Here is a 26,782-nt window from a genome sequence, read left to right as displayed (position 1 = left end):
TTGGTCCGATGGCGGCCGGACATGGTTTCGACGGTTTTTGTGACGGTTTATGCAACCAATCCACGTTCGATCACCATCGTCCATGTTTGCGGATGTCATGGACAAGGTGTGCTTTTTCAAATGGTGAACGAGTCGGGAGCGGTCTAGACCAAGTCCGGTCAGAGAATGAACGACGGGCACATCGCCCCGGAGCGTGCGATTCGATCCGTACCACCCGACCCTCAGCCCGAGTCCCTCGTACAGGTCCCTGCCCGGCCCGGGCATGCGGAGCGAAGCCTCCCATGTGCCCGGTGGCTGCTCATTGCAGCACAGCGGAGCCCCGAACGGAGGCACCCGACCAGGTCGGCGTTTCGACCCGTTCCCGGTGCGTTTCGACCCGTTCCCCGGGTTTCGCCCCCTCCCCGGCGCGGGAGACTCCCGCACAACGCGCCAGTCCCGGAGGTTGCCATGGGCCCCGAGAACCGCACTCCGCCACCGCGCCCGGTCGTCAAGCGCACCGCGCGGGCGATCCTGCTGGAGCTGGATCCGGACGATCCGGACGGCCCGGCCTCGATCGTGCTGATCCGGCGGGTCCGGCCCGGTTCGCCGCACCCGTACTGGATCACCCCCGGCGGCGGCGTCGAACACGAGGACCGGACGGTGGTCGAGGCGCTGCACCGCGAGGTGGACGAGGAGCTCGGCGGCAAGGTCGTGGACGTGGTGCCCGCCTTCGTCGACACCATCAGCCACACCCACCACGACGACGGCACCCCGCTGCACCCCCACGGGGTCAAGGTGCAGCACTTCTTCGTCTGCCGGCTCGCCTCGATGGACCTCAGCCGACGGCACGGGCCCGAGGTGACCGACCCCAACGGCGAGTACGAGGTGGTCCGGCTGCCGTTCACCCGCGAGGGCGTCACCTCGGTCAACGTGGTCCCGCCCCGGCTGCGGGCGTACCTGGCGGCCAACATCGAGGGCATCCGCGCGCTCCTCGCACCCGATCTCGGCTGATCACCCGCCGGCCAGGTCGCCGACCAGGTCGTGCCGGATCCGCTCGGCCGGCACCCCGGCGCGCACCAGCACCCCCACGCCCCGGTGCACCATCGCGGGCGGCCCGCTGAGCACCGCCTCGCGGCCGGCCCACGGGCCGAACCGGCCCACCACCTCGGGCAGTTCGCCGGTCAGCAGGCCCCCGGCCGCCCCGCCGCCCGACAGCACCGGACGGACCGTCAGCCACGGGTGCGGTGCCGCCAGTTCGCGCAGCGCGGCCAGCTCGTACAGCTCCTCGGCCCGGCGGGCCCCGTAGAACACCTCGACCCGGCGGCCGGACGCCCCGTGCGCGACGGCCTCCTCGACCAGGGCCCGGATCGGCGCGATGCCGGTGCCGCCGCCGAGGCAGAGCAGGTCCGGCCCGGCCGCGTGGTCGACGGTCATCGAGCCGGTGGCCGGGCCGAGCCGCAGCACGTCCCCGGGGGCGGCCCGGTGGACCAGCGCGTTGCTCACCCAGCCCGCCTGGACGGCCTTGACGTGGAAGGTCAGCAGCCCGTCCGGGCGGGGCGCGGCGGCGAAGGAGTAGTGCCGCCAGACCCGCGGCCACCAGGGCGTCTCCAGGGCGGCGTACTGCCCGGCCCGGAACGGGTACGCCTGGTCCGGCCGGACGGTGATCGCCGCGACGTCCCGGGTGCGGCGCTCGTGCCGGACGATCTCGCCCTGCCACCAGGGCGGCGAGGTGCGGGCGTCCTCCTCGGCGGCCTCGATCATGGTCGAGGAGACCATCCGGTAGGCGCGGCGCCAGGCCGACTCCGCCTCGGCGTCCCAGCGCTCGCCGGCGTACCGGGCCAGCGTCCCCACCAGGCACTCCTCCACCGCGACGTAGTGGCCGGCCAGCGTGCCGTACCGGCGGTGGTCGCGGCCGAGCCCGGCCAGCATGGCGCGCAGGGCCACCGGCCGGTCGATCTCGCGCACGACCGCCAGCAGGGTGCGGAACAGCCGGTCGCGGTGGGCGTCCATGGCGGCGGGGAAAAAAGAGCGGAGCTCGGGATGGCGCAGGAAGAGCAGCGCGTAGAAGTGCGCGGTGGCCCGGTCCGCGACCGGCTCGACGGCGGCCAGGCCGGCCCGGACCAGCTCGATGTCGCGGGCGGTGAGCGGCCGGTCGACGGGCCCGGCCTGCCCGGCAGCGGGGAGCGCGGCGGCGACGGGCGCGGCCGGGAGCTGCCCGGCGGGGGTCCGCACGCCCCAGGCGTCGCTCCACCGGTCGCCCGGCCCGGCCCAGTTGAGGCCGGGCGCGTCGACGAACAGCGGCCGGAAGACGGCGGGGGCGGCAGGGGCGTGAACGGGCGCGGGCACGGGAGCGGGTTCGGCCGGCGGCTGCACCGGCCGGGCCGGGATCACCGGCCGGACGGGCTCCAGCAGTGGCACCGGCGGCAGCACCGCCGTCGGCGCGTCCGCCGCCGCCACCACCGGCGGCCGGTCCGGCGGGTCCAGCGGCACCGGCGGCACCGGCGGCCGGACGGCCGTCCGCCGCGACGGGGCCCGCTCGGACGCGGACTCCCACGGGGACGCGCAGTCCGACGGGGACGCGGGCTCCGACCGGGACACGGACTGGGACGGGGACGCGGACCGGGACAGGCCCGGGACGGAGGCGACCCCCGCCGAGCCGTGCCCGGTGCGGACCAGGACTGTTCCGCGGGACTTCACCGCTACGTTTCGAGTACCCAAGAGAATCGTTTCGCCTCCGGCCGACCTGCGCCACCTGGCTTGTCTCTGCTGACGCCAAGGCAGCGTGGCACGGCCGGACGGCCCGCCCGACGAATCACGCGAAGCCCGGACATCCGGGCCCGGGACGCGCTACTCTCCTCGGTCCGCGGTCGCCCTGGGTGCCCCTCCGCACACCCAGGGCGACCGTGCCGCCCTGCCCGGAAACGACCCTGCTCAGAGCTGCCGCAGCAGCATCCCCGGCTGCTCCACGCAGTCCGCGACGAACCGCAGGAAGCCGCCGGCCGTCCCGCCGTCGCAGACCCGGTGGTCGAAGGTGAACGACAGCTGGGTCACCTCGCGCACCGACAACTCCCCCTGGTGGACCCAGGGTTTGGCGACGATCCGGCCGACGCCGAGCATCGCCGCCTCCGGGTGGTTGAGGATCGGGGTGGAGCCGTCCACGCCGAACACCCCGTAGTTGTTCAACGTGAAGGTTCCGCCGGTCAATTCGGCCGGGGTGAGCGCGCCACTGCGCGCTGCCTCGGTCAACCGGCCGAGCTCCTCGCCGAGTTGCTCGGTGCTCCGGTCCTGCGCGTCCCGCACCACCGGGACGACCAGCCCGCGCTCGCCCTGCGCGGCGAAGCCCAGGTGCACCGCCGGGTGCCGGACGATGCCCGAACCGTCCTCGGTCACCGAGGAGTTGAGCTCCGGGAAGCGCGCCAGCGCGACCGTGCAGATCCGCGCCAGCAGCGCCAGAACGCTCACCTTCGGCCCCGGCGTGGCGTTCAACTGCCGTCGCAGTGCCATCAGTTCGGTGGCGTCCGCGTCCACCCAGCAGGTCGCCGCCGGGATCTCCCGGTGGCTGCGGCTGAGCTTCTCGGCCACCGCCTTGCGCAGCCCGCGCAGCGGGACCACGGCGTCCCGCACGGCCGGCCCGGCGGGCACCGGCGCGGCCACCCTGGCCGCGACCGCCCGCTCGACGTCCGCGCGCATGATCAGCCCGTCCGGCCCGCTCCCGGCGAGCGCGGCCAGGTCGACCCCCTGCTCCCGGGCCAGCCGCCGCACCAGCGGCGAGATCACCGGCACCACCGCCGGCCCGGCCGGGGCCACCGGAACCGCCGGAGCCACCGGCCCGACCGGAGCAACCGACGCGACCGGCGCCGACACAGCCGCGCCACCGGCGGCAGCACCCGCCCCGACCCGGCGCCGCCGCCCGCCCCGACCCGGCTCGGCGACCCCGAACCCGACCAGCGGCCGCTCGACCTCCGCCGCCACGGCGCCGGGCCCGTCCGGGGCCTCGGTGGCGCCCCCCTCCGACGGCCCCACCGCGACCGTCACCAGCGGCGCGCCCACGGCGATCTCCTCGCCCTCAGCGCCGTACCGCGCGGTGACCACCCCGCCGTACGGGCAGGGCACCTCCACCACGGCCTTGGCGGTCTCCACCTCCACCACCGGCTGGTCGACCGCGATCACCTCGCCGACCTCGACCATCCAGCGCACCACCTCCGCCCCGGTGAGCCCCTCACCGAGGTCGGGCAGCCGGAACTCCCGTACGACGGGCATCATCCTCGGTCCTCCCACTGGAGCCGGGCGACCGCGTCCAGGATCCGGTCCACCCCGGGCAGGTGGTGGTGCTCCAGCATCGGCGGCGGGTACGGGACGTCGAAGCCGGTGACCCGCAGCACGGGCGCGGCCAGGTGGTGGAAGCAGCGCTCGGTGACCCGGGCGGCGATCTCCGCACCGGTGCCGCCGAAGCCGCTGGCCTCGTGCACCACCACGGCCCGGCCGAGCGAGCGCACCACCCGGCAGACCGTCTCGTCGTCGAACGGGACCAGGGTGCGCAGGTCCAGCACCGCGAGGTCCCAGCCCTCGGCCCGCGCCGCCTCCGCCGCCTCCAGGCAGACCGGCAGCGAGGGGCCGTAGGTGATCAGCACGGCGGAGGTGCCGGTGCGCCGCAGCACCGCCCGGCCGATCGGCTCGACCGGCGCCGCCGGGTCGAACCCGGCCTTGCCCCAGTAGAGCCGCTTGGGCTCCAGGAAGACCACCGGGTCGTCGGAGGCGATCGAGGCGCGCAGCAGCCCGTACGCGTCGGCCACCGTCCCCGGCGTGACCACGTGCAGGCCGGGGGTGCTGGTGTAGTACGCCTCGGAGGCGTCGCTGTGGTGCTCGACCCCGCCGATGCCGCCGCCGTACGGGATGCGGACGGTGATCGGCAGCGGGAGCCTGCCCGCCGTGCGGTTGCGCATCTTGGCGACGTGCGAGAACAACTGCTCCAGCGCCGGGTAGGCGAAGGCGTCGAACTGCATCTCGACCACCGGGCGCAGCCCGTACATCGCCATGCCGATCGCGGTGCCGAGGATGCCGGCCTCGGCCAGCGGGGTGTCCAGGCAGCGCTCCGGGCCGAACTCGGCGGTGAGCCCGTCGGTGATCCGGAAGACGCCGCCGAGCGCGCCGACGTCCTCGCCGAGCACGTGCACCGCCGGGTCCTCGCGCATGGCGTCCCGCAGCGCGGAGTTGAGCGCCTTCGCCATGGACGCGGTGCGCACGGGTGTCGCGGTCGCCATCAGTCCGCCACCTCCGCCTCGGCGGCCAACTCGGCGGCCAACTGGGCTGCCTGTTCGCGTAGTTGGGGGGTCGGTTCGGCGTAGACGTGGGTGAAGAGCGACATCGGGTCCAGGTCCGGGTCGGCGTGGAACTCGGCCCGCATCCGGGCCGCCAGCGCCTCCGCCTCGTCGGCCGCCTCCCGGACCAGCCGGTCGTCCAGCACGCCGAGGCCGCGCAGCGCGCGCTCCATCAGCAGGATCGGGTCGTGCTCCCGCCAGGCGGCCACCTCGGGCTCGGTGCGGTAGCGGGTGGCGTCGTCGGCGTTGGTGTGGGCCTCGATCCGGTAGGTCAGCGCTTCGACCAGGGTCGGGCCGCCGCCGGCCCGGGCCCGCTCGACCGCCTCGGTCAGCACCGAGTGCACGGCGGGCGCGTCGTTGCCGTCCACCAGCCGGCCGGGCATGCCGTAGCCGACGGCCTTGTGGGCCAGGCTCGGCGCGGCGGACTGGGCGCTGAGCGGGACGGAGATCGCGTAGCCGTTGTTCTGCACCAGGAAGACCACCGGGGCACCCAGCACGGCCGCGAAGTTCAGCGCCTCGTGGAAGTCGCCCTCGCTGGTGCCGCCGTCGCCGAGCATCGCCAGCGCGACCACCGGCTCGCCGCGCAGCCGGGCGGCGTGCGCCAGCCCGACGGCGTGCGGGGCCTGGGTGGCGAGCGGGGTGCAGAGCGGGGCGGTGCGGCTGGCCCGCGGGTCGTAGCCGGTGTGGGCGCTGCCGCGCAGCAGGGTCAGCGCCTCCAGCGGGTCGACGCCCCGGGAGACCACGGCGAGCGTGTCGCGGTAGCTGGGGAAGAGCCAGTCGCGCTCGCCGAGCACCAGCGCGGCGGCGACCTGGCAGGCCTCCTGGCCGGTGGACGCGGGGTAGACGGCGAGCCTGCCCTGCTTGGTCAGGGTGGTGGCCTGCTGGTTGTACCGGCGGCCGACGACCAGGCGGCGGTAGAGCTCGCGCAGCAGGGCCGGGTCGTACTTCTCCAGCGCGGGGGTGCCGAGCGCCCGGACGGGGGAGAGGTCCGGGAGAAGGGGCGCCGGGTCGGTGCGCGGAGCGGTGGCGCCGGGCAGCCAACCGGGCACGCCGGTGTGGTGTCTGTGGTCGAGAACGGTCATCTCGGGGCACCTCCAGGGGTGGCGGGGGCTCCCTACCGATTGTTCGGTCGTCTGTTCATCTTGACCAGAAGCGTGACAAGGTGGTGGACATTCGGCCTGTTCGGCGGTCGACTGGTGGCAGTACGTCCAAACGGTGGGGGTGGGGGGTCATGTCGGCTGAACAGACGTCCAGACTCGATCGGGTCGACCGGTCGATCCTGCGGCTGCTGCAGCAGGACGGTCGCGCTTCCATCCGCTCGGTGGCCGAGCGGGTGCACGTGTCCCGGGCCAACGCGTACGCCCGGATCTCCAGGATGGTCGAGGACGGCATCATCCGCGGCTTCACCGCCAGGGTGGACCACGAACGGGCCGGTCAGGGCGCGTCGGCGTACGTCACCCTGAAGATCGTCCAGAACTCCTGGCGGACGGTGCGCGAGCAGCTGCTGGAGCTGCCCGGGGTGGCCCACATCGCGCTGGTCGGCGGGGACTTCGACGTCCTGCTGCTGGTGCACACCGCCGACAACAAGGCGCTGCGGGAGCTGGTGCTGGGCAGCATCCAGTCCATCCCCCAGGTGCTCGGCACCCGCACCATGCTGGTCTTCGAGGAGACCGACCAGGTGCCGCCGCTCTGAGCGGCCGGCTCCGGACGGTCAGCGCGCCCGCAGCCCGTCGAAGGCCAGGTGGACCACCGCGTCCGCGACCCCGTCGGCGGCCTTGAGCCCGGGCCGGTACCACTCCACGATCGAGTTGATCATCCCGAACAGCAGCCGGGTGGCCAGCCGCGGCTCCACGTCCGCGCGCAGCGAGCCGTCCGCGACCGCCGCCCGCAGCAGCTCGGCGACCTGGTGGTCGAAGTCCCGCCGGCGCTCCAGCGCCCACTGCTCGGTGGCCGTGTTGCCGCGCACCCGCAGCAGCAGCGTCACGTAGGGCAGTTCCGCCAGCAGCACCTCGGCGGTGCGCCGCACCACGTGCTCCAGCCGCTCCACCGCCGGCCCCCCGACCGCGGCCGGCTCGGCCAGGATCGCGAACAGCCCGTCCAGCGCCCGCCCGACCGCCAGCCGCAGCAGTTCCTCCTTGCCGCGCACGTGGTGGTAGATGGAGGACTTGGAGATCCCGGCCGCCCGGGACAGGTCCTCCATCGAGGTGCCGTCGTAGCCGCGCTCGTTGAAGACGTCGACGGTCACCGCGAGCAGTGACTCCACGGTGTAGGCGGTGCGCGTGGTGTGATCGGCCATCCTCCGAGTATCCCCGGCCGCCCGCGGCGGTACGCGATCGGGTCCCGCTGGTCCACACCAACCGGAAGGCGCAGGCCCTAGACTCTCCGGACGATCCGTTCACGTCCAGAGCACTGGGGTCCACGGCTGATGAACGCAATACCGGCAGTCGCCTCCGACGCGCCAGAGCAGCGCAGCGGGGAACCGGACGGCGCCGCGCGCAGCTGGCAGGAGCGCGGCCGCGCCCTGGTGGTCCGGTTCGGACCGGCCGTGTGGTGCTACGCGGTGCTGAAGCTCGTCGGCTTCACCGTCTTCATGAAGCTGCTCTCCTTCGCCGGCGACTACGCGAAGAAGCCGGCCCGGTTCGGCGGCGGCGCCAACCCCTGGGACGTGGTGGCCAGCTGGGACGGCTGGTGGTACCAGCAGGTGGCCCAGTTCGGCTACCACCCGGCGCTCGTCCCGATCCCCAACGGCCCGCTCGGCTACACCATCGAGCAGAACTCGGCCGCGTTCTTCCCGCTCTACCCGGGCCTGATGCGGCTGGTCTCGGAGGGCACCGGCCTGGGCCTGTACGGCGCCGGGATGCTGGTCTCGGTGGTGGCCTCGCTGTTCGCCGCGGCCGGCATCTACGCCGTGGTGGAGAAGATGACCGGCGACGTCCGGTCGGGCGTGATCGCGGCCGGCCTGTGGGCGATCGTCCCGGGTTCGGGCGCGCAGTGGGCGGTCTACTCGGACTCCCTCTTCGTCGCGCTGGCCGCCTGGGCCTGCTACGCCGTGATGACCAGGCAGTGGCTCACGGCCGGGGCGATCACGCTGGTCGCCGGGCTCAACCGGCCGACCTCGGCGGCCCTGATAGGCGCCGTCGGCCTGGCGGCGATCGTCGACCTGTACCGCCGGGAGAGCGGCGTGGCGCGCCCGCTGGCCGCGATGCTGACGGCCCCGCTCGGCCTGCTCGGCTACGTCGGCTGGGTGGGCTGGCGGACCGGCGAGTGGGGCGGCTACTTCCGGATCCAGCAGGACGCCTGGATGCACTACTTCGACTGGGGCCAGGGCACCTGGCACGCGATCCGCGGGGTGCTGCTGGGCCGCGCCGACTACCCCTACGGCTTCCCGGCGCCGGACCTCCTCGCCACCCTGATCGTGTTCAGCCTGCCGGTGCTGATCGTGCTGCTGTTCCGGCTGCGCCCGCCGCTGGTGCTGACCGCCTACACCCTGGCCACGATCGTCTCGGTGCTCGGCAGCCTGGGCATCTTCGGCAACGTCTCGCGCTACCTGATGCCCGTGTTCCCGCTGTTCATCGCGCTGGCGGTGGGGATGCGCAGGCTCAGCCTGCCGGTGCTGGCCACCGTGCTGGGCACCGGGGCGGTCGCCTCCGGCTGGTACGCCGGGTACCTCATCTTCGAACTCGGCGTGCCGTAGACCGGGATCGTCCGAAGCCCACGGGGGCGCGTCCGCGACGGACGCGCCCCTTCGCGCGTTCCCGGGGCTCCCCTCCGTCTCGCGCGTTCCCGGGATCCCCTCCGCCGCCCCCTCTTGAGCCGACCGATCGTTCGGTTACTCTGTGACGTGTCCCGTCCTGCTTTTCGAGGCCCTCCGAGGAGCGCACAGATGTCCGCAGCGGTCACCCACCCCCTCGTCAGCGAGCTGGTCGAGCGCCACCAGGCCACCCTGGACGCCGCGCTCGCCGCCGCCGCCGAGCGCGACTACTGGTCGCCCTACCCCGAGTTCCCGAAGGCGTACGGCGAGAGCGGCCCGGCGGACGGCAAGGCCGCCTTCGACGCCCTGCTCGGCAAGCCCTTTACCCTCGACGGCCACCCCACCGACGGCGACCAGGTCGGCGGCGAGGCCTCCCCGTACGGCGTCGAGCTGGGCATCACCTACCCCCACGCCGGCCCGGACGCGCTGATCGCCGCGCTCACCGCCGCCCGCCCCGGCTGGGCCGCCGCCACCCCGCTCGAGCGCGCCGCCGTCTGCCTGGAGATCCTGCACCGGATCAACGCCCGCTCCCACGAGTTCGCCCAGGCCGTCATGCACACCACCGGCCAGGCCTACGGCATGGCCTTCCAGGCCGGCGGCCCGCACGCCCAGGACCGCGGCCTGGAGGCCGTCGCCTACGCCTACGCCGAGCAGACCCGGCTGCCGCGGCGGGCCGGCTGGACCAAGCCCCAGGGCAAGCGCGACCCGCTGGTGATGACCAAGGAGTTCACCGTCGTCCCGCGCGGCCTCGCGCTGCTGATCGGCTGCAACACCTTCCCCACCTGGAACGGCTACCCGGGCCTGTTCGCCTCGCTGGCCACCGGCAACCCGGTGCTGGTCAAGCCCCACCCGCGGGCCGTGCTGCCGCTCGCGCTGACCGTCCGGACCGCCCGCGAGGTGCTCGCCGAGGCCGGCTTCGACGCCAACCTGGTCTGCCTGGCCGCCGAGCACGAGGGCGGCACCGTCGCCGCGACCCTCGCGGTCCGCCCGGAGATCAGGATGATCGACTACACCGGCTCCACCGCCTTCGGCGACTGGCTGGAGGAGCACGCCAGGCAGGCCCAGGTGTACACCGAGAAGGCCGGCGTCAACGCGGTCGTGATCGACTCCACCGACGACTACAAGGGCATGCTGGGCAACCTGGCCTTCGCGCTCTCGCTCTACAGCGGCCAGATGTGCACCACCCCGCAGAACGTGCTGATCCCGCGCGGCGGCATCGCCACCGACCAGGGCGCCAAGACCTACGACCAGGTGGTCACCGACCTGGCCGGCGCCATCGAGGGCCTGCTCTCGGACGACGCCCGCGCCGCCGCGATCCTCGGCGCCGTGGTCAACCCCGGGGTGCTGCAGCGCTCGGCGGCCGCGGCCGGCGGCGAGTACGGCGAACTCGCACTCGCCCCGCGCGCGGTGGTCTCGCCGGACTTCCCCGGCGCGACCGTCCGCACCCCGGCGCTGGTCAAGCTGGACGCCGACAAGCCGGACGACCGCGCGGTCTTCCGCAGCGAGTGCTTCGGTCCGGTCTCCTTCGCCGTCGCCGTCGAATCCACCGCCGCCGCCGTCGAGTTGCTGCGCACCACGGTCCGCGAGAAGGGCGCCATGACCGCCTCCGGCTACACCACCTCGCCCGAGGTGGAGGCGCTGCTGGTCGAGGCGGCGCTGGACGCCGGCGTCTCGCTCTCGCTCAACCTGACCGGCGGGGTCTACCCCAACCAGACCGCGGCCTTCTCCGACCTGCACGGCACCGGCGCCAACCCGGCCGCCAACTCGGCCTACTGCGACGGCGCGTTCGTCGCCAACCGGTTCCGCACGGTGGAGGTCCGCCGCCACGCCTGAGCCCGGAAGGCACCGGGCCGGTGACGCCCCCGGGCCCCGGCGGTCACCGACCGCCGGGGCCCGGCGGTTCACAGCTCCGACCGCGCCCGCGATGATGGAGGCTGGGAGGACGCCGGGAACGGCGTCCGACCGCCCTCCGAACAACGGGAGCTGAGTACATGGCCGTGAAGCCGACGACCGAAACCGATGTCCTGATCGTCGGTGCCGGACCGACCGGACTGCTGCTGGCCGGCGACCTCGCCGCCTCCGGAGTCGGCGTCACCGTGCTGGAGAAGCGGGCCGCCGGGTCCGACCTCACCCGGGCCTTCGCCGTGCACGCCCGCAGCCTGGAGCTGCTGGACGCCCGGGGGCTGGCCGAGGAGCTGATCGCCACCGGCCGGCCGCTCGCCGAGCTGCGGATGTTCGACCGCTTCGGCATCGACCTCGGCTCGCTGCCCACCCGCTTCCCGTTCGTCCTTATCACCCCGCAGTACAACGTCGAACGGCTGCTGCTGGAGCGCGCGGAGGAGGCCGGCGCCACCGTGCTGCGCGGCGCCGAGGTCACCGGGCTGCACCAGGACGCCGAGGGCGTGACCGTGGAGACCCGGGACGGGCGGAGCCACCGCGCCGCGTACGCGGTCGCCACCGACGGCGTCCACTCCACCGTCCGCGACCTGCTGGGCATCCCGTTCCCCGGGGAGTCGGTGGTCGACTCGGTGGTGCTGGCCGATGTCCGGCTGGAGCGCGAGCCCGCCCAGGCGGTCACCGTCGGCGCCAACCAGGCCGGCTTCGCCTTCGTCGCCCCGTTCGGCGACGGCTGGTTCCGGGTCATCGCCTGGGACCGCGAGGAGCGTCACCCGGACGGCACCGCCCCCACGGCCGAGCAGCTCACCGCCCTCCTCGGGGCCATCCTCGGCGAGGACTACGGCCTGCGGGAGGTGCGCTGGAGCTCCACCTTCCACAGCGACGAGCGGCAGGCCCCCAACTACCGCTCCGGCCGGGTCTTCCTGGCCGGCGACGCCGCGCACTGCCACTCCCCGGCCGGCGGCCAGGGCATGAACACCGGCCTCCAGGACGCCGCCAACCTGTCCTGGAAGCTCGCCGCCGCGGTCCGGGGGCACGCCACCGACGCCCTGCTGGACACCTACCAGACCGAGCGGCACCCGGTCGGCCGGACGGTGCTGCGCACCTCCGGCGCGCTGATCCGGCTGGCGCTCGCCGAGTCCGCCCCCACCCGCGCCCTGCGCGGGGCGCTCACCGCGCTGGGCGGCCACCTCGACCCGGTCACCGAGCGCGGCGCCAAGCTGGTCTCCGGCATCGGCATCTCCTACCCGGCCCCCAAGGACGCCCACCCGCAGGTCGGCAAGCGCGTCCCGGACCTGCGGCTGACCGCCCTGAGCAAGCCCGTCGAGGGCGCCCCGGCCGCCCCCGAGCGGCTCTACGAGGCGCTGCGCGCCGGGAAGTTCGTCCTGGTCAGCAATGACGAGCTGGCCGCCGCCGAGCCCTGGGCCGACCGCATGGTCTCCGCCGCGCCCGCCGACCCGCACGGCAAGCTGCGCGACACCGTGCTGCTGATCCGCCCGGACGGCTACGTCGCCTGGGCCTCCGTCGACCCGGGCCAGGGCGAGTTGCGCGCCGCCCTCACCGACTGGCTCGGCACCCCGGCCTGACCGCCCCTCGGGCGGGTGCGCGGCCCCCGCGCGCCCGCCCGTCGCCCGGCCCCGCGCACCGTCGTCCTGCGCCTGTCCGCGCGCCCGGCGCGTCGTCCCGACCCGTCGCCGCGACCCGTCGGCCGAGCGCCCCGCCGACCGGTCGTCGGTTAACCCCGCGTCTTCTCGTAGTGCCGCGCCGCCTTCGCCCGGTTCCCGCAGACCGCCATCCGGCACCACCGCCGGCGGCCGTTCTGCGAGGCGTCGAAGAAGTGCAGGATGCACGCCTCGTGGGCGCACTGCTTGATCCGGTGCGCCCCCTGGCCGAGCAGTCCGAGGAAGCCGTCCGCCGCCAGCCAGGGCGCCAGCCACTCCGGCCGGTCGACCTCGATCCGGTCCTCGGCCCCGCCCGGAGCCGCCGTCCGCCGGATCCGTCCGTGCGCCAGCACGGCGTCCAGTCCGTCCCGTGCCGGTGAGCCCAACTTGCCCAGCTCGCGGGCGTCCTGGGCCGCCGACCGGATCGCGTCGCGGGCCCGGCGGATCGCCGCCAGGCCCGCCTCGTCGGCCGCGCAGCGTCCGCTCAGCCCGGCGGAGGAGAGCCAGACCGCGTACCCCTCGACACCGGTGAGCAGGTCGTTGACGGGGGTGCCGGCCCAGCGCGTGTTGAGCAGGTCGAGCGCGAGCGGCTCGCCGATCAGCGGCCGCGGGTCCCTCGGGTCCGGCTGCACGTCAGTCATCGTCCTCCCTCGGCTCGGTCCGATTCTACGTCCGGCCGATCGACTCCGACTGGTCTGGACCGCCCCCGGATTCCCGGTCATTCACTGAATGGAACCACCGCATCGCCGGTCCTCCACAGTTGACTGTTTTTTAGCAACGAATTGCCTGGTCATGAGCCAATTCGCACACGGGTTCTGTCATGTTCGAGCCAGCGTTCTGGACCCCCTGAACGCCTGGCCCCTTGCCGGCCCCCACAGCCGGCCAGAGGAGGATCCGTTGCGCCCCCGCTCCCTTGCCCTCGCCGCGGCGATAGCCGTGCTGCCGCTGACCGCCGTCTCGCTCGGTGTCTCCACCGCGCAGGCCGCCACCCCCAACGCCTCCCCGCGCGTCGCCCTGCCGAACACCGTGAACCCGGCGGTGGCCCACTCGGAGAAGAAGGGTGACGTTCCGGCGGCGCAGCAGATCTCGGTGTCCGTCAGCCTGAAGCTGCGCGACACCGACGCCCTGGACCGCTTCCTCACCGCGGTCACCACCCCGGGCACCCCGGAGTACGGCCACTACCTGACGCCGGAGCAGTTCACCGCGCGGTTCGGACCGACCCAGGCCGCCGTCGACCAGGTCAGGACGTACCTGGCCCAGCAGGGCCTGACCGTCACCGACGTGAGCGCCAACCGCCAGGTGGTCAACGCCCACGGCACCACCGCCCAGGTCTCCCAGGCCTTCGGCACGCACGAGAGCGCGTACCTCGACCCGCAGCTCCAGCGCGCCTTCTTCGCCAACGACGCCGCCGCCTCGATCCCGTCCGACCTGGCCGCCGTGGTCCAGGGCGTCAGCGGCCTGGACAACCACGCGGTCCGCAAGAACCGCCTGGCCGCGCCGAACGCGGTCACCCCCAACGCGGCCACCGCCACTCCGAGCGGCATGTCGCCGGCCCAGTACACCGGCGCCTACAACCTCACCAGGACCGGCGCGGACGGCACCGGCGTGACGGTCGCGCTCTGGGAGTTCGACGGCTACAAGTCGACGAACCTGACCACCTACGACTCGCAGTTCGGCCTGAGCGGCCCGGCCGTCACCACCGTCCCGGTCGACGGCGCCAACTACGACTCCAAGCCGGGCGAGGGCCAGGGCGAGGTCGAGCTGGACAGCGAGATCGTCCGCGGCGTGGCCCCCAAGGCCACCCAGCTGGTCTACGAGGCGCCCAACAGCGACCAGGGCGAGATCGACATGGCCAACAAGATCGTGACCGACAACCGGGTCTCGGTCATCTCGATCTCCTGGGGCTCCTGCGAGCCCGACACCACCGCCTCCTCGATGACGGCCGTCGACAACGCCTTCAAGCAGGCCGCCGCCCAGGGCATCTCGATCTTCTCCGCCTCCGGCGACGACGGCTCCCGCGACTGCACCCGCTCCACCAGCGGCTCGTCCGTCAAGGCCGTCGACTTCCCGGCCTCCAGCCCGCACCAGACCGGCGTCGGCGGCACCAACCTCAAGGTGTCCAGCGGCAACACCTACTCCTCGGAGAGCGCCTGGAGCACCGCCGGCGGCGGCGTCTCCACCGTGTTCGCCAAGCCGAGCTGGCAGACCGGCACCGGCGTCAGCGGCACCATGCGCACCGTCCCGGACGTCTCCTCCAACGCCGACCCGGCCAGCGGCTTCTCGATCTACACGGTCGGCGGCTGGCAGGTGTACGGCGGCACCAGCGCCGCCGCACCGCTCTGGTCCGGCTACGCGGCCCAGTTCAACCAGAAGGCCAAGGCCGCCGGCCAGCCGGTCCTCGGCGAGGCGAGCCCGCGGCTGTACTCGGTGGCCAACAGCGGCAGCTACGGCAGCACCTTCCACGACGTGACCGCCGGCGCCAACCAGGACTTCTCCACCAAGGCCGGCTACGACCAGGTCACCGGCTGGGGCACCCCGGTCGCCGACGCGCTGACCACCGCCCTGCTCGGCGGCACCACCACCCCGCCGTCCGGCGGCTGCACCGCCGCCCAGCTGGTCGGCAACGGCGGCTTCGAGAGCGGCACCGCCGCCCCGTGGACCACCTCCACCGGCGTGGTCGACAACAGCTCCTCCCAGGCGGCCCACTCGGGCAGCTGGAAGGCCTGGATGAACGGCTACGGCTCGGCCCACACCGACACCATGTCGCAGACCGTCTCGATCCCGGCCGGCTGCGCCTCCGCCAAGCTGACCTTCTGGCTGCACGTCGACACCGCGGAGACCGGCACCACCGCGTACGACAAGCTGACCGTCCAGGCCAACGGCACCACCCTGGCGACCTACTCCAACGCGAACGCCGCCGCCGGCTACGTCCAGCGCACCGTGGACCTGACCTCCTTCGCCGGCCAGACCGTGACCGTCAAGTTCACCGGCACCGAGGACGCGTCGCTGCAGACCAGCTTCGTGATCGACGACGTCGCGCTGAACGTCGGCTGACCACCGCCCGACCGCACCACCGCACCACCCGATCCCCGCCGGGGCGGAGCCGTCAGGGCCCGCCCCGGCGGAGGCCGTCCCGGGCCCCGCCGCGGCGGTGCGCGGGGGCCGGTCGACGACCCGTGTTTCCGGACTGTTTCAAGATCGCTAACCCTTCGGTCCACCTGCCGTGACCACTGTCATACGCACGACTGATGACGTAGCCTCTCGACCGTGCATAGGGTTCCCCAAAGCTCGGTGAAGCCGTCGGCGGCGCGCCCCGGCGCCGGCCCGGTCCCACCGAACTCACCTGGTGGGGAGGGTCACCGTATGGCCGCACAGCAACCTCAGGACGCCGCGCGGCTGCGGCTGGTCGGATCGCACACGGAGCACCCCGGCCCGCCCGGACCGGCTCCCGCCGCCGGCCCGGCCGCCGTCCCCGCACCGTCCCCCGGCCGGCTCGCCCCGGTCGGCGGCTTCGCGGACACCCTGCACCTGGCCATCGAGGCCAGCGGCCTCAGCCTGGACCGCATCCGCGCCGCCCTGGCCGGCCGCGGCGTCCGGGTCAGCGTCACCACCCTGAGCTACTGGCGGCGCGGCCGCAGCCAGCCCGAGCGGGCCAGCTCGCTGCGCGCCGTCCACCTGCTGGAGGAGCTGCTCGGCCTGCCGCACAGCGCGCTCTCCTCGCTGCTCGGCCCGCCGCGCCCGCGCGGCCGCTGGGCCGCCGCCGCCAACACCTGCCACCTCGGGCTGGAGGACGTCTGGCCGGGCGAGCAGGAGATCGCCAACATCTTCGCCGAGCTGAACGCCCCGCCGGCCGGCGAGCTGGAGCGGCTGAGCATCCACGACTCCTACTACGTGGACGCCGAGCGGCGCGGCAACCTGCTGCGGATGCGCCAGGTGGTGCGCGCCACGGTCGGCGGCGTCGGCCGCTGCCTGGTGGTGCACATGGCCGACGAGGAGGCGGCCGGCTGCCCGGAGATCACCTCGGTGCGGCACGGCCGGCTGGGCCGGGTGCGCCGCCGCCCGGAGGCCGGGCTGATCGTCGCCGAGCTGATGCTGGACCGCCCGCTCGGCCTGGGCGACAGCACGGTCTTCGAGTACGAGGTGGAGATCCCGCCCGGCGGCCCGACCATGGAGTACAGCCGCCGCTTCGCCACCCCCGTCCGCGAGTACGTGCTCCAGGTGCACTTCGACCCGGCGGCCGTCCCGGCCCACTGCGAGCGCTACGACCGCGAGCCCGGCGCCGACGTCGACCACCGCCGCGAGCAGCTCTGGATCGGCGCCTCGGCGAGCGCCCACGTCCTGGCCCCGGACCAGCAGCCGGGCCACATCGGCATCCGCTGGGAGTGGGCCTGACCTTCCCTCCCCCACGCCCCGTCGGCCACCGCAGGCCGGCGGGGCTTTCGCATGCCCGCCCGCAAACCTAACCATTCAAATCTCCAATACTGGTTGACGATGCATCACCTAACTCCTACTCTCATGAGTACCGGTTAGGCAGGAGCCTCGCCGGACACCGAAGCCCCCCCGGGAGTGACCAGGCATGTCCACCACCCAGCTCCGCACCCTGCAGACCGGCCACGTGGGTCTGAACGTCACCGACCTGGCCCGCTCGATCGCCTTCTACCGCACGGTGTTCGGCCTCGACGTCACCACCGAGGGCACCGACCCCGAGCGCCGCTACGCCCTGCTCGGCCGCGACGGCCGCCTGGTGGTGACGCTCTGGCAGCAGAGCACCGGCGCCTTCGCCCCCGCCGCCCCCGGCCTGCACCACCTCTCCTTCGAGGTCGAGAGCCTCGACGAGGTCCGCACCGCCGAGAAGCTGCTGCGCGAACTGGGCGCCGACTTCGCCTACGACGGCGTCGTCCCGCACCGCGAGGGCTCGGCCTCCGGCGGCATCTTCTTCACCGACCCGGACGGCATCCGGCTGGAGATCTACACCCGTACCGGGGTGGACGGCACCGAGGCCGCCGCCCCCACCACGGACGCCCCGACCTGCGGGTTCTTCTAAGCCGACCGTCAGGAGCCGACCATGACCGCTACCGGCACGCCGTACCACCCCGGCGAGCGGGCCGCCCAGGCCCGGGCCGGCCGGACCGAACGGGCCGACCACGCCGGCCGGGCGATCCGCAGCACCGTCCCGGCGGTCGCCGCCCGCTTCCTGGCCGAGCGCCGGATGCTGGTCGTCGGCGCCGCCGACCGGGACGGCCGGGTCTGGGCCACCCAGCTGGCCGGCCCGGCCGGCTTCCTCTCGGCCCCGGACGAACGCACCATGGCCGTGGCCGCCCTCCCGGCCCCGGCCGACCCGCTGGCCGGGGCGCTGGACCGCCCGGCCCGGGTGGGCACCATCGCGCTGGACCCGGCCGGCCGGCGCCGGATGCGGCTCAACGGCCGCTCCGCCCCGGACGGCCGGGGCGGGCTGCTGGTGCACGCCGACGAGGTGGTCGCCAACTGCCCGAAGTACATCCAGCGCCGCTCCCCGACGGACCGCCCGGCCGCCGGCCCGCCCCGTACGGTCGCCACCGGTGCGGCCCTGACCACCGCCCAGCGCCTGGCGGTGGCCACCGCGGACACCTTCTTCATCGCCAGCACCGGCCCGGACGGGAGCGTGGACGCCTCCCACCGCGGCGGCTTCCCGGGCTTCCTGGAGCCGGTGGCGCCGGACCGGCTGCGCTGGCCGGAGTACCCGGGCAACAACATGTTCCTGACGCTCGGGAACCTGGAGCTGGACCCCCGGGCCGGGTTGCTGCTGCCCGACTGGGAGACCGGCGGCTCGCTACTGGTCACCGGCGAGGCCCGCACCGACTGGTCCGAGGAGGCCCGGCGCGGCGTGCCGGGCGCCGAGCGGATGGTCGAACTGTCCGTCACCGGCGTGGTGGAGCTGACCGACGCCACACCGCTGACCTGGACCGCACCGGAGTACTCGCCCGCGATCCCGCACTGACCGCGCGTCCGCCCTCCCAATGGCCCCCGCCACGCCCGGGAGATGAACGGATCTCACCTGTTCGGCCCAACCCACCGTGACGCATCCCGCCCGCTTTGGGACTTTGGTCCGGATAACACGCGGAATAGTGCCGGGAAGGCCACTCCTGTCCCGCCGTCAGGCGGCGATCCGGAGAGACCGCAGGAAAGAGGCGGAGCATGACCCTGACCGACCCCCTGTCCCCGCTGATGGTGTTCGACGACGTCGAGCCGGCGGAGGACTGCATATGCGGGGGCTGCAACGCCCGCCGACGCGCCCGGCTGCACGCCGCACCGGTCCACGAGGGCGGACACGCCGCCGCCCGCAGCGTCCGCCGCCGGGCCGCCGTACTGGTGGCCGCCGTGGGCACCGCGATCGGCGGCGGAGCGGCCGCCGTCGGCTCCGCCACCGCGGCCCCGGCCCCGGCCCCCGGCCCCACGCCCGGCGGCAACAGCGCCAACCGGTCACAGACGCCCCAGGGCGAGGTCAGCGGCCTCTACGGCCAGGCCCCCGGTGCCCGTACCTTCGCCGCCCCTCGCACCGCCGCGGCGCCGGTCACCCGGGCACAGATCATCCAGCGCGCCCAGACCTGGGTCGACCAGGGCGTGCCGTACAGCATGAGCCGCTACTGGACGGACGGCTACCGCCAGGACTGCTCCGGCTTCGTCTCGATGGCCTGGGGCCTGGGCAGCAGCCAGACCACCTGGACCCTCCCCGACTACGCCGAACGGATCGGCAGGAACGACCTCCAGCCCGGCGACATCCTGATCTACAACAACCCCGCCAGCCCGCAAGCCGGTTCGCACGTGACGATCTTCGGCGGCTGGGCCGACTCCTCGCGCACCAAGTACATCGCCTACGAGCAGACCGGCCCCTCCGCCAAGAAGCGCTCCACCCCGTACGCCTACTGGAGCAACTCCGGCAGCTACGTCCCGTACCGCTACACCGGCCTCTCCTCCGGCAGCAACGACGGCGGCGGAACCTCCACCACCGCCTTCCCCGGCGCCGACAGGTTCGGCCCCGGTGCCGACAACGCGTACGTCACCAAGCTGGGCCGGATGCTGGTGCAGCGCGGCGGCGGCCCGTTCTACTCCACCGGCCCCGGCCCGCGCTGGAGCGAGGCCGACCGCAGGGCCACCCAGGCCTTCCAGCAGGCCCAGGGCTGGCGCGGCGGCGAGGCCGACGGCATCCCCGGCAAGGCCACCTGGGACTACCTGGTCATGGGCAAGGGCCACGACATCGGCCCCGGAGGCGGCACCCCGCCGCCCCCGCCGCCCACCACCGGGAGCCCCGCCTTCCCCGGCGCGCAGTACTTCGGCCCCGGCCGGAGCAACGACCACATCCGCCGGCTGGGCGAACAGCTGGTCCGCAAGGGCTTCGGCTCCTCGTACGGCGTCGGCCCCGGCCCGCGCTGGACGGAGAGCGACCGCCGCGCCGTCCAGGCCTTCCAGCAGGCCCAGGGCTGGCGCGGCGGCGAGGCCGACGGCTACCCCGGCCCCGACACCTGGCGCCGGCTCTTCTCCTGACCCCCTCGCCGAGGCGCGGTGCCCACCCGGGCGCCGCGCCTCAGCGCTTCCCCGACATCCAGTGGAAGAGTCCCATCGCCACACTGGTCGCCAGGTTGAAGCTGGACACCCCCGGCTGCATCGGCACCGCCACCAACCGGTCGGCGCGCGCCCTGAGTTCCGCCGACACCCCGTGCCGCTCGGTACCGAACGCCAGCAGCGCGTCGTCCGGGAACGGCACGTCCCGGATGTCCGCCCCCTCCGGATCCAGCACGAACAACGGCCCGTCCGGCAGCTCCGACAGACCCGACCGCTCCACCGCGGTGGCGAAGTGCAGCCCCGCGCTCCCCCGCAACACGTTCGGGTGCCAGGGATCCAGGTCCCCGGTGGTCACCACCCCGGTGGCACCGAACCCCGCCGCCAACCGGATCACCGCCCCGACGTTCCCCAGGTTGCGCGGGTTCTCCAGCACCACCACCGGCGCCCGCCGCGGCCGACCCCCCAGCACCGCCCGGTTCGCCTCCACCGACGGCCGCACCGCCAACGCCACCACCCCGGTCGGGTGCAACCGCGGCACCAGCCCCCGCACCACCGCCTCCGGCGCCTCCACCGCGAGCCCCTCCAACGCCGGAACCACATCCGGCGCCAACTCCCCCGCCAACCCCAGCAAGCCCCCCCGGTCCACGGTCAGCACCCACCGCACCTCCCCCCCGAACCGCAGAGCGTGCTTCAACGCGTGAAACCCGTCCAGCACCACCACCCCCGCCCCCCGCTCAGCCGCCCGCCACGCCCGCACCACCTCGTCATCCATGCCACTCACTCTGTCACCCCCCACCACCCCCACCCCGACTCACCCACGCACCCCTCCCACCCCCCAGCAGGCACCCCCCAGCCCCCACCCCAGCAGCAGGGCACCCACCCCTCCCCCACCCCAGCGAGAGGGACGCGCTGCGGAAGCGGGCGGCGCAGGGGGTGGGTGCGGAGAGGGGCGTGACGGGTGATTTTCAGACTGCCAACGCTCCCCCAGCCCCCCACCCCCAGGACCGGCAGTCTGAAAATCATCCAGCCCCCGCAGCACCCACCCCCGGAGCCGCCCCCGGCCCCCCACCCTCCCGAGAGCCACCCTCCCCCGAAGACCCCCGCAAAGCCCGCTCCAAATCCCGCAAAGCCTGCCCCACCAACCGAGTCCCCGCCCGCACCACATCCCGCTGCACCCCCGCCGGCGCCCCCGCCAACGCCTCCTCCAACCGCGCCTGCGCCACCCGCACCGCCCCGAACTCCACCGCCTGCCCGGTCAGCAGCGCCCCCGCCGCCAGCGCCGTCGCCAGCCGCAGCTCCTCCGCGTACTCCCCGGTCCCCGGCACGGGCTCCGCGTCGCCGGCCGGAAGATGGGCCTCCAGCAGCACCGCCGCCCGCCCGAGCGCCCCGACCGCCGCCCTGGCCCGGTCGATCTGGCGCCGGCTCACCCCGGCCAGCCCGGACTCGTGCCGCCCCGGTTCGGCGTCGGCCCGCTGCATCGCCTGGATCAGTTCGGAGCGTGCCTCCCGCGAGTCCAGCAGGGCGCTCCGCACCGCCCGCCCGCCGGTCCCCGCCGGCTCCTCGTAGCAGGCGATGACGGCCCCCGCGTACCGTCCGGCCGCCGCCAGCCACTCGGCGAGCCGTTCGCCGAGCCGGGCGGTCTGCCAGGTCGGGAACAGCGCGTACGTGACGAGCGCGATCGACCCGCCGAGCAGCGTCAGCCCGACCCGTTCGACGGCCGTCACCAGCGGGTTCCCCTCCTGCAGCCCGAGCAGGAACACCACGTACGTGGAGATCCCGACGGTGGTGAGCGCGTACCCGGTCCGGAACGCCAGGTACGACCCGCCGATGCAGACCACCGCCAGCGCGGCCAGCACCCATTCCCCGGGGTGGGCGAGCTGCACCACCAGGGTCGAGACGGCGACCCCGACGACCGTCCCGGCCAGCCGGGCGACGCCCCGGCTGTAGGTCTGGGCGAAGTCCGGCCGCATCACCATCGCTGCGGTCATCGGCGCCCAGTACCCGTGGTGGAACCCGGCGAGCCGGGCCAGCAGGTAGGCGACGGTGACCACCCCGGCGAGCCGGACGGCGTGCTGGAAGATCGCCGAGCGCGGCTGCAGCTGCCGCCGGACGGCCCTCGCCGCGACCGGCAGCATCCGGGCGATGGTCGGCTTGCGCAGCGATCCGCCGGCCCCGACCACGGGCGTGGTGATGGTGTCCTCGTCGTTGCGGTCCAGGGTGTCGGCGGCCTTCCGCAGCAGCCCGCCGAGCCGCCGGGCGGAGCGCCGGGCCGCCCCCTGGAGCCGCGGCCCGTCGTCCGAGCCGACCAGGGTGAGCGAGGGCGCGGAGCGGGGGAGGCGGACCGGGTCGCCGGTGCGGACCGCCCGGGCGAGGGCGTCCATGACCTCGGCGGCGGCCGCCAGCACCTCCCGGGCGCGGTCCCGCTCCAGCCCCTCCTCGGGGGCGCCCACCTTGGGGTCGGCGAGTGCGGCGAGGGTGGGCCGGATGCGTTCGGCGATGCCGCGCAGGCCGCGCAGTTCGGGCGGCCGGTGGCGGTCCTGCCAGGGGGTGAGGGCGGCCGCGTGGCGGGCCGTCATGAACGGTTCCGGGTCCACGTGCGCGGTCGGGTCCTGCCGCAACCGCCGCGCGTAGTCGGCGAGTTCGGCGTAGGTGTCGGCGAGGGCCTCGCGCTGGGCGGTCCAGCTGCCGATCGGCCAGACGGTGATGACGGTGGCCTGGACGACCCCGCCGAGGGCGGCGACCAGCCCGTGGCCGAGCGCGGTGATCGCGCTGACCGGGAGCTGGACGACGATCAGCATCACCGAGACGGTGTTGGTGGTGACCACCCCGGCGGTGGGCCCGATCGCCCAGGCCAGTCCGGCGCCGAAGGCCCACACCGCGAGCAGCACCGGGAACAGCCCGGGGACGCCGGCCGCGAGGTAGCCGAGGAAGGTGCTGATGCCGAGTCCGGCCCCGGCCGCGACGGCGAGGCTGGCCCGGGGCCGGAAGCTGCGCTGGAAGGTGGCCGCGCCGGCGATGAACGCGCCCATCGCGGCCGAGGTGGCGAGCGCGACCCCGCCGAGCGCGAGGATGGGGAAGAGCACCAGCGCCACCGCGACCGCCCCGCGCAGCGCCCGCTTGGGATCGGTGAGCGCCCGGTCCAGGGTGAGCCCGGTCCGCGCGGTGTCACGAAGTGCGGCGAACCAGGACATAGCGACATCCTAGGGCCCCGGGGGCGCGGACCTCCGTCGGATCCGGCTCAGCCGCGCCGCCGCCCACAGCAGTGCCCCGGTCGGCAGGAACACCGTGTCCGCCGCGATCATCGCCAGCGAGAAGACCGGCAGCCCGAGCACCACCGCGATCCCCACGTGCTCCAGCACCATGACGGCCAGCAGGACGTTCTTGACCCGCCGGTTGAGCAGCGTGAACGGGAACGCCACCTGGAGGACCACGGTGCCGTACGAGATCAGGAAGACCGGCAGCAGCGCCGAGCCGACCAGGGCGGACAGCCCGGGCCAGGGGGTGAAGTAGTCCAGGTGCAGCGGGTAGTACAGCGCGGTGCCGTCCTGCCAGCGCGAGCCCTGCACCTTGTACCAGCCGGCCGTGGCGTAGATCAGCACCACCTCGACGGCGATCACCAGCATCGCGCAGTTGTGCACCATGTTCGCCAGCGCGTCCAGCACCGCCCGCGGCTCGCCGTCCGGTCGCAGCCGCCCGAGCGTCCACCAGAGCCCGGCCACCGTCCAGAGCCCCCAGAACAGCGGCGACCAGCCGAGGTACGGGAAGGCCCGGTCGGTCCAGGTCAGGCTGTCTCCGGCGAAGCCGCCGAACTGACAGGCCGCCAGGGCGGCGCCGAGCACCGCCCAGAGCACCACCCCGGCCGGTCCGGCCGGTCCGGCGCGCCGGCGCCGGGCGTCCAGCGACCAGACCTCGGCGCAGCGGGTGAAGACCAGGTAGACCGCCATCAGGTGGACGACGTTGTCGCCGCCGTCGCCGAGGAAGACGTCGCGGTTCTGCAGGGACAGCACGGTGACCAGGAACAGCACCGTGCTCGCCCTGGTCCGCCAGCCCAGCAGCACGGCCAGCGCGGCCAGCACCGCCAGGTGGTAGACCAGCTCGAACCAGAGCCGTCCGCCGGACCAGGGCAGCACGGTGAACGCCCCGTTGTCGGCCAGCAGCCGCTCGGCGAGCTCCGCCGACCAGGGGGAGCGGTCCCCGTACAGCACCCGCCGGTGCGGCCACTCGCGCAGCAGGTGGGCGAGCCAGACCAGTCCGAAGCCGATCCGCACCACCGCGGCCTGGTGCCGGCCGAGCGCCCGCCCGGTGAAGGCCTCCGCCGCCCGCCCGAGCGGCGTCCGCGGTCCGCGTGCCGGCGGCGCCGCCCCGGACCCCACCGGCCGCCCGGTCCCGCCCTGCCGCGGCACGGCCTCCTCCGGCGGGACCGTCCCGTACGGGTGCCCGGCCCGAACCGTCGCCTCGTTCATCCGAGCAGCCCCCGGTAGTCCTCGTCCGCCACCGGCCACCACGGCAGCTCCCGCACCCGGGGCGCCGGCGGCGCGGGCTCGCCGCTCCAGGACGGCGGCGGGACGGTGGCCGCGGTCGACCGGAACTGGATCTCCAGGACCCGTTCGCCGTCCGCCGCCCGGCCGATCCGCTGCAGGGCGATCCGCTTGAGGTACTGCTCGGCGAGCCTGCCGCGCGGGGAGGCCGGGGTCTCGTCCTGCGAGCTGTGCGTGCCGTCGTAGAAGTCCCAGGCCCGGCGCAGCAGGTTCTGCTCGACGTGGCTGGGTGCCGGGTTGCCCCGGATCGCGGCGAGGTCCTGCGCGGTCAGCCCGATCCAGTCGTGGGTGCGGGTGGCCCCGCCGGGGGCGGCGGTGCGGACCCGGGCGTCCACGCTCACGTTCTGCTGGAGCGGGTTGGGCGCGAACAGCTTCCAGTTCTGCTCGAACTCCGGGTACACCACGCCGTCGACCGCCTCCCGGTACTGCCGGGACACCGAGTTGGCGGGCGCCACGTGCAGGAACACCGCGGCGAGGAACAGCCCGGTGCCCCCGGTCAGCACCGCCCCGGCGAAGCCGAGGACCAGCTGCGCGGGCCTGGACCAGGCCCGCCCGGCAGCCGGCCGGTCCGTGGTCTCGGTCATGGCCTCCCCGCCCGGTCGGCGGGCGCCGCCGGCCCGGTGCCGGCGCGCTCGCGCGCGCCCATCCTGCCCTACGGCCGGGCGGGTGCCGGGCCGTCAGAGGACGAAGGCCTCCCGGCCGGTGCTGCTCACCATCGGACGGCCGGCGCCCTGCCAGGCGTGCATCCCGCCGTCGACGTTCACCGCGTCCCGGCCCTGCTGCACCAGGTACTGGACGACCTGCGCGGAGCGGCCGCCGACCCGGCAGAGCACGTACAGCTTCTCGTCCGGCAGCTCGCCGAGGCGGGCGATCACCTCGCCGATCGGGATGTGCAGCGCGCCGTCCACGTGGCCGGCGTCCCACTCGTCCTGCTCGCGCACGTCCAGCAGGGCGGCGTCGGCGGGCACGGCGGCGGCGTCGGCGGAGGGGATCTGCGGGAACATCGTGTGGCTCTCCTGGGATTCGCTCGGGTGCGTGCCATTGTCGCCCACCGGCGCGGGGCCGTGGGCACCGGAGGACGGGCCGTCCGCCGGGGCCGGGCCGCCGAGCAGCCGCTGCAGCTCGGCCTGCCGCTCGGCGGCCTTGGCCAGCAGTTCCTCGGCGAGCTGCTCCAGCAGCCGGTCCGGGTCCTGCGGGGCGAGGGCGAGCAGCTGGCCCATCGGGGTCTGCTCCAGCCGGACCTGCTCGGTGGCGGTCTCGGTGATCTTGGCGGTCAGCCAGTCCAGCCGGCGGCGCAGCCAGTCCCCGCGGTCGGGGGCGTCGACGGCGGGCGCGGCCTCCGGCGCGGTGGACCACTCGGCGGCCAGCGCGCCCAGCGCGGCCGCGTCCCCGTACGCGTAGGCCTCGTTGACCCGGGCCAGGAAGGCGGCCCGGCGCTGCTGCTCGGCCGGGTCGGTGGTCAGGTCGGGGTGGGCGCGGCGGACCAGTTCGCGGTAGATCCGCTGGGCGTCCTTGCCGGGCCGCACCCGCTCCGGCGCGGCGGGCGGCGGCGGGGCCGCCTCCCCGTCCGGGCCGGACTGCTCCCGCACCGAGTCGAACAGGGCGTCCAGGTCCGGCAGTTCCTCGACCTGTCGGCGCGCCTCGGCGGCCCGGCGCAGGTCCTCCGGCCGGCCGGTGCGGGCCGCCACTGCCTCGGCGACCAGCGCGTCCAGCTCGTCCAGCCGGGCGTAGAGCGGGCCGAGCAGCTGGTGGTGGATCAGCGCGAAGTTGTCGATCTCGACCCGCAGCGTCTGCACGTCCACGTCCATGCTGAGCCAGGCGAGCTCGGCGGCGGCGACCCGCTCCTCCAGCTCCTGCTGCTCCGGGTCCGTCCAGCGGGCGGGGCTCTGCGCGCTCACTTCTCGCCTCTGTCTCGTCCGGCCGGCTGCGTCCTGCGGGCCACCCGCGAGGGCGGTCCGGCCTGCCACCCTACCGCCGTGGTCGCGGGCCCCGTCCGGGTGAACCGGGGGTACGGACCGGCGTGCGGTGCACGACACGCAACCGATCCTGGGCAATCTCCCCGTTTCGGTGACGGGCCCGGCCCGGTCCGTGCTTCGCTGG

Annotated in this window: 21 protein-coding genes; 10 read left to right on the top strand and 11 right to left on the bottom strand. The window is 74.5% G+C overall.

Going from position 1 to position 26,782, the window contains the following annotated elements:
- Positions 1 to 447 precede the first annotated feature (447 nt).
- Positions 448 to 990, top strand: a complete 543-nt coding sequence (locus tag ACIQI7_RS07990; protein WP_401106176.1) for an NUDIX domain-containing protein — start codon at positions 448 to 450, stop codon at positions 988 to 990.
- Here the strand turns inward: ACIQI7_RS07990 and ACIQI7_RS07985 are convergent, their stop codons facing one another.
- The 4 genes from ACIQI7_RS07985 to pdhA all read right to left on the bottom strand — a co-directional run bounded on the left by ACIQI7_RS07985 (position 991) and on the right by pdhA (position 6,379).
- Positions 991 to 2,469: a globin domain-containing protein gene (locus tag ACIQI7_RS07985; protein WP_401106174.1), complete on the bottom strand. Its 1,479-nt coding sequence runs from the start codon at positions 2,467 to 2,469 to the stop codon at positions 991 to 993.
- Positions 2,470 to 2,910: 441 nt separating this feature from the next.
- Complete coding sequence (locus ACIQI7_RS07980) at positions 2,911 to 4,239, bottom strand: dihydrolipoamide acetyltransferase family protein (RefSeq protein WP_401106897.1); 1,329 nt, start codon at positions 4,237 to 4,239, stop codon at positions 2,911 to 2,913.
- Positions 4,239 to 5,240, bottom strand: a complete 1,002-nt coding sequence (locus tag ACIQI7_RS07975; protein ID WP_401106172.1) for an alpha-ketoacid dehydrogenase subunit beta — start codon at positions 5,238 to 5,240, stop codon at positions 4,239 to 4,241. The genes ACIQI7_RS07980 and ACIQI7_RS07975 overlap by 1 nt, the downstream gene beginning before the upstream one ends.
- Positions 5,240 to 6,379 carry a pyruvate dehydrogenase (acetyl-transferring) E1 component subunit alpha gene (gene pdhA, locus ACIQI7_RS07970; protein ID WP_387759596.1) on the bottom strand — a complete coding sequence of 380 codons (1,140 nt, stop codon included), beginning with the start codon at positions 6,377 to 6,379 and terminating at the stop codon, positions 5,240 to 5,242. The genes ACIQI7_RS07975 and pdhA overlap by 1 nt, the downstream gene beginning before the upstream one ends.
- 149 nt (positions 6,380 to 6,528) lie before the next feature.
- Between pdhA and ACIQI7_RS07965 the strand changes: the two genes are divergently transcribed.
- Positions 6,529 to 6,990, top strand: a complete 462-nt coding sequence (locus tag ACIQI7_RS07965) for an Lrp/AsnC family transcriptional regulator (protein ID WP_387759595.1) — start codon at positions 6,529 to 6,531, stop codon at positions 6,988 to 6,990.
- Between the two features lie 18 nt (positions 6,991 to 7,008).
- On the opposite strand, the gene ACIQI7_RS07960 is transcribed toward ACIQI7_RS07965, so the two are convergent.
- Positions 7,009 to 7,593, bottom strand: a complete 585-nt coding sequence (locus ACIQI7_RS07960; protein WP_360258767.1) for a TetR/AcrR family transcriptional regulator — start codon at positions 7,591 to 7,593, stop codon at positions 7,009 to 7,011.
- Positions 7,594 to 7,722: 129 nt separating this feature from the next.
- On the opposite strand from ACIQI7_RS07960, the gene ACIQI7_RS07955 reads away from it, so the two are divergent.
- From ACIQI7_RS07955 to ACIQI7_RS07945, 3 genes are all read left to right on the top strand, one after another.
- On the top strand, positions 7,723 to 8,991 hold the full coding sequence (locus tag ACIQI7_RS07955) for a hypothetical protein (RefSeq protein ID WP_401106168.1): 1,269 nt from the start codon (positions 7,723 to 7,725) through the stop codon (positions 8,989 to 8,991).
- Between the two features lie 189 nt (positions 8,992 to 9,180).
- Positions 9,181 to 10,881 (top strand): phenylacetic acid degradation protein PaaN, encoded by a 1,701-nt coding sequence (paaN, locus tag ACIQI7_RS07950; protein ID WP_401106166.1) that lies wholly within the window; start codon positions 9,181 to 9,183, stop codon positions 10,879 to 10,881.
- 158 nt (positions 10,882 to 11,039) lie between these two features.
- Positions 11,040 to 12,530: an FAD-dependent monooxygenase gene (locus ACIQI7_RS07945; protein WP_401106164.1), complete on the top strand. Its 1,491-nt coding sequence runs from the start codon at positions 11,040 to 11,042 to the stop codon at positions 12,528 to 12,530.
- A 149-nt stretch (positions 12,531 to 12,679) separates the two neighbouring features.
- Here the strand turns inward: ACIQI7_RS07945 and ACIQI7_RS07940 are convergent, their stop codons facing one another.
- On the bottom strand, positions 12,680 to 13,246 hold the full coding sequence (locus tag ACIQI7_RS07940; RefSeq protein ID WP_401106162.1) for a CGNR zinc finger domain-containing protein: 567 nt from the start codon (positions 13,244 to 13,246) through the stop codon (positions 12,680 to 12,682).
- Positions 13,247 to 13,502: 256 nt separating this feature from the next.
- Here ACIQI7_RS07940 and ACIQI7_RS07935 point away from each other — a divergent pair, with 256 nt between their 5' ends.
- The 5 genes from ACIQI7_RS07935 (at position 13,503) to ACIQI7_RS07915 (ending at position 20,126) form a co-directional block, all read left to right on the top strand.
- Positions 13,503 to 15,659, top strand: a complete 2,157-nt coding sequence (locus tag ACIQI7_RS07935; protein ID WP_401106160.1) for a protease pro-enzyme activation domain-containing protein — start codon at positions 13,503 to 13,505, stop codon at positions 15,657 to 15,659.
- Between the two features lie 309 nt (positions 15,660 to 15,968).
- Entirely contained in the window at positions 15,969 to 16,997 is a 1,029-nt protein-coding gene (locus ACIQI7_RS07930) for an XRE family transcriptional regulator (protein ID WP_401106158.1), read from the top strand.
- Between the two features lie 184 nt (positions 16,998 to 17,181).
- Positions 17,182 to 17,649 (top strand): VOC family protein, encoded by a 468-nt coding sequence (locus ACIQI7_RS07925; RefSeq protein ID WP_401106156.1) that lies wholly within the window; start codon positions 17,182 to 17,184, stop codon positions 17,647 to 17,649.
- Positions 17,650 to 17,670: 21 nt separating this feature from the next.
- Positions 17,671 to 18,582: a pyridoxamine 5'-phosphate oxidase family protein gene (locus ACIQI7_RS07920; protein ID WP_401106154.1), complete on the top strand. Its 912-nt coding sequence runs from the start codon at positions 17,671 to 17,673 to the stop codon at positions 18,580 to 18,582.
- A gap of 197 nt (positions 18,583 to 18,779) precedes the next feature.
- Positions 18,780 to 20,126, top strand: a complete 1,347-nt coding sequence (locus ACIQI7_RS07915; protein WP_401106152.1) for a peptidoglycan-binding protein — start codon at positions 18,780 to 18,782, stop codon at positions 20,124 to 20,126.
- A gap of 40 nt (positions 20,127 to 20,166) precedes the next feature.
- On the opposite strand, the gene ACIQI7_RS07910 is transcribed toward ACIQI7_RS07915, so the two are convergent.
- From ACIQI7_RS07910 to ACIQI7_RS07890, 5 genes are all read right to left on the bottom strand, one after another.
- Positions 20,167 to 20,916: a TrmH family RNA methyltransferase gene (locus ACIQI7_RS07910; protein WP_401106150.1), complete on the bottom strand. Its 750-nt coding sequence runs from the start codon at positions 20,914 to 20,916 to the stop codon at positions 20,167 to 20,169.
- A 247-nt stretch (positions 20,917 to 21,163) separates the two neighbouring features.
- Entirely contained in the window at positions 21,164 to 23,335 is a 2,172-nt protein-coding gene (locus ACIQI7_RS07905; RefSeq protein WP_401106148.1) for an FUSC family protein, read from the bottom strand.
- Positions 23,336 to 23,344: 9 nt separating this feature from the next.
- Positions 23,345 to 24,607: an HTTM domain-containing protein gene (locus ACIQI7_RS07900; protein WP_401106146.1), complete on the bottom strand. Its 1,263-nt coding sequence runs from the start codon at positions 24,605 to 24,607 to the stop codon at positions 23,345 to 23,347.
- Positions 24,604 to 25,266, bottom strand: a complete 663-nt coding sequence (locus ACIQI7_RS07895) for a DUF5819 family protein (RefSeq protein ID WP_401106144.1) — start codon at positions 25,264 to 25,266, stop codon at positions 24,604 to 24,606. Before ACIQI7_RS07895 ends, ACIQI7_RS07900 begins: the two co-directional genes overlap by 4 nt.
- Positions 25,267 to 25,359: 93 nt before the next feature.
- Positions 25,360 to 26,580, bottom strand: a complete 1,221-nt coding sequence (locus ACIQI7_RS07890) for a rhodanese-like domain-containing protein (RefSeq protein WP_401106142.1) — start codon at positions 26,578 to 26,580, stop codon at positions 25,360 to 25,362.
- Between the last annotated feature and the right edge of the window lie 202 nt (positions 26,581 to 26,782).

It is taken from the genome of Kitasatospora sp. NPDC092039 (assembly GCF_044756065.1).
Lineage (GTDB): Bacteria > Actinomycetota > Actinomycetes > Streptomycetales > Streptomycetaceae > Kitasatospora.
Note: the sequence above shows the minus strand (reverse complement) of the source record. Positions and strands in the feature narration are given on the sequence as shown.

Coding starts and splice junctions, on each gene's coding strand:
- ACIQI7_RS07990 (WP_401106176.1), top strand. CDS start 448: ATGGGCCCCGAGAACCGCACTCCGCCACCGCGCCCGGTCGTCAAGCGC.
- ACIQI7_RS07980 (WP_401106897.1), bottom strand. CDS start 4,239: ATGCCCGTCGTACGGGAGTTCCGGCTGCCCGACCTCGGTGAGGGGCTC.
- ACIQI7_RS07975 (WP_401106172.1), bottom strand. CDS start 5,240: ATGGCGACCGCGACACCCGTGCGCACCGCGTCCATGGCGAAGGCGCTC.
- pdhA (WP_387759596.1), bottom strand. CDS start 6,379: ATGACCGTTCTCGACCACAGACACCACACCGGCGTGCCCGGTTGGCTG.
- ACIQI7_RS07965 (WP_387759595.1), top strand. CDS start 6,529: ATGTCGGCTGAACAGACGTCCAGACTCGATCGGGTCGACCGGTCGATC.
- ACIQI7_RS07960 (WP_360258767.1), bottom strand. CDS start 7,593: ATGGCCGATCACACCACGCGCACCGCCTACACCGTGGAGTCACTGCTC.
- ACIQI7_RS07955 (WP_401106168.1), top strand. CDS start 7,723: ATGAACGCAATACCGGCAGTCGCCTCCGACGCGCCAGAGCAGCGCAGC.
- paaN (WP_401106166.1), top strand. CDS start 9,181: ATGTCCGCAGCGGTCACCCACCCCCTCGTCAGCGAGCTGGTCGAGCGC.
- ACIQI7_RS07945 (WP_401106164.1), top strand. CDS start 11,040: ATGGCCGTGAAGCCGACGACCGAAACCGATGTCCTGATCGTCGGTGCC.
- ACIQI7_RS07940 (WP_401106162.1), bottom strand. CDS start 13,246: ATGACTGACGTGCAGCCGGACCCGAGGGACCCGCGGCCGCTGATCGGC.
- ACIQI7_RS07930 (WP_401106158.1), top strand. CDS start 15,969: ATGGCCGCACAGCAACCTCAGGACGCCGCGCGGCTGCGGCTGGTCGGA.
- ACIQI7_RS07925 (WP_401106156.1), top strand. CDS start 17,182: ATGTCCACCACCCAGCTCCGCACCCTGCAGACCGGCCACGTGGGTCTG.
- ACIQI7_RS07920 (WP_401106154.1), top strand. CDS start 17,671: ATGACCGCTACCGGCACGCCGTACCACCCCGGCGAGCGGGCCGCCCAG.
- ACIQI7_RS07915 (WP_401106152.1), top strand. CDS start 18,780: ATGACCCTGACCGACCCCCTGTCCCCGCTGATGGTGTTCGACGACGTC.
- ACIQI7_RS07910 (WP_401106150.1), bottom strand. CDS start 20,916: ATGGATGACGAGGTGGTGCGGGCGTGGCGGGCGGCTGAGCGGGGGGCG.
- ACIQI7_RS07905 (WP_401106148.1), bottom strand. CDS start 23,335: ATGTCCTGGTTCGCCGCACTTCGTGACACCGCGCGGACCGGGCTCACC.
- ACIQI7_RS07900 (WP_401106146.1), bottom strand. CDS start 24,607: ATGAACGAGGCGACGGTTCGGGCCGGGCACCCGTACGGGACGGTCCCG.
- ACIQI7_RS07895 (WP_401106144.1), bottom strand. CDS start 25,266: ATGACCGAGACCACGGACCGGCCGGCTGCCGGGCGGGCCTGGTCCAGG.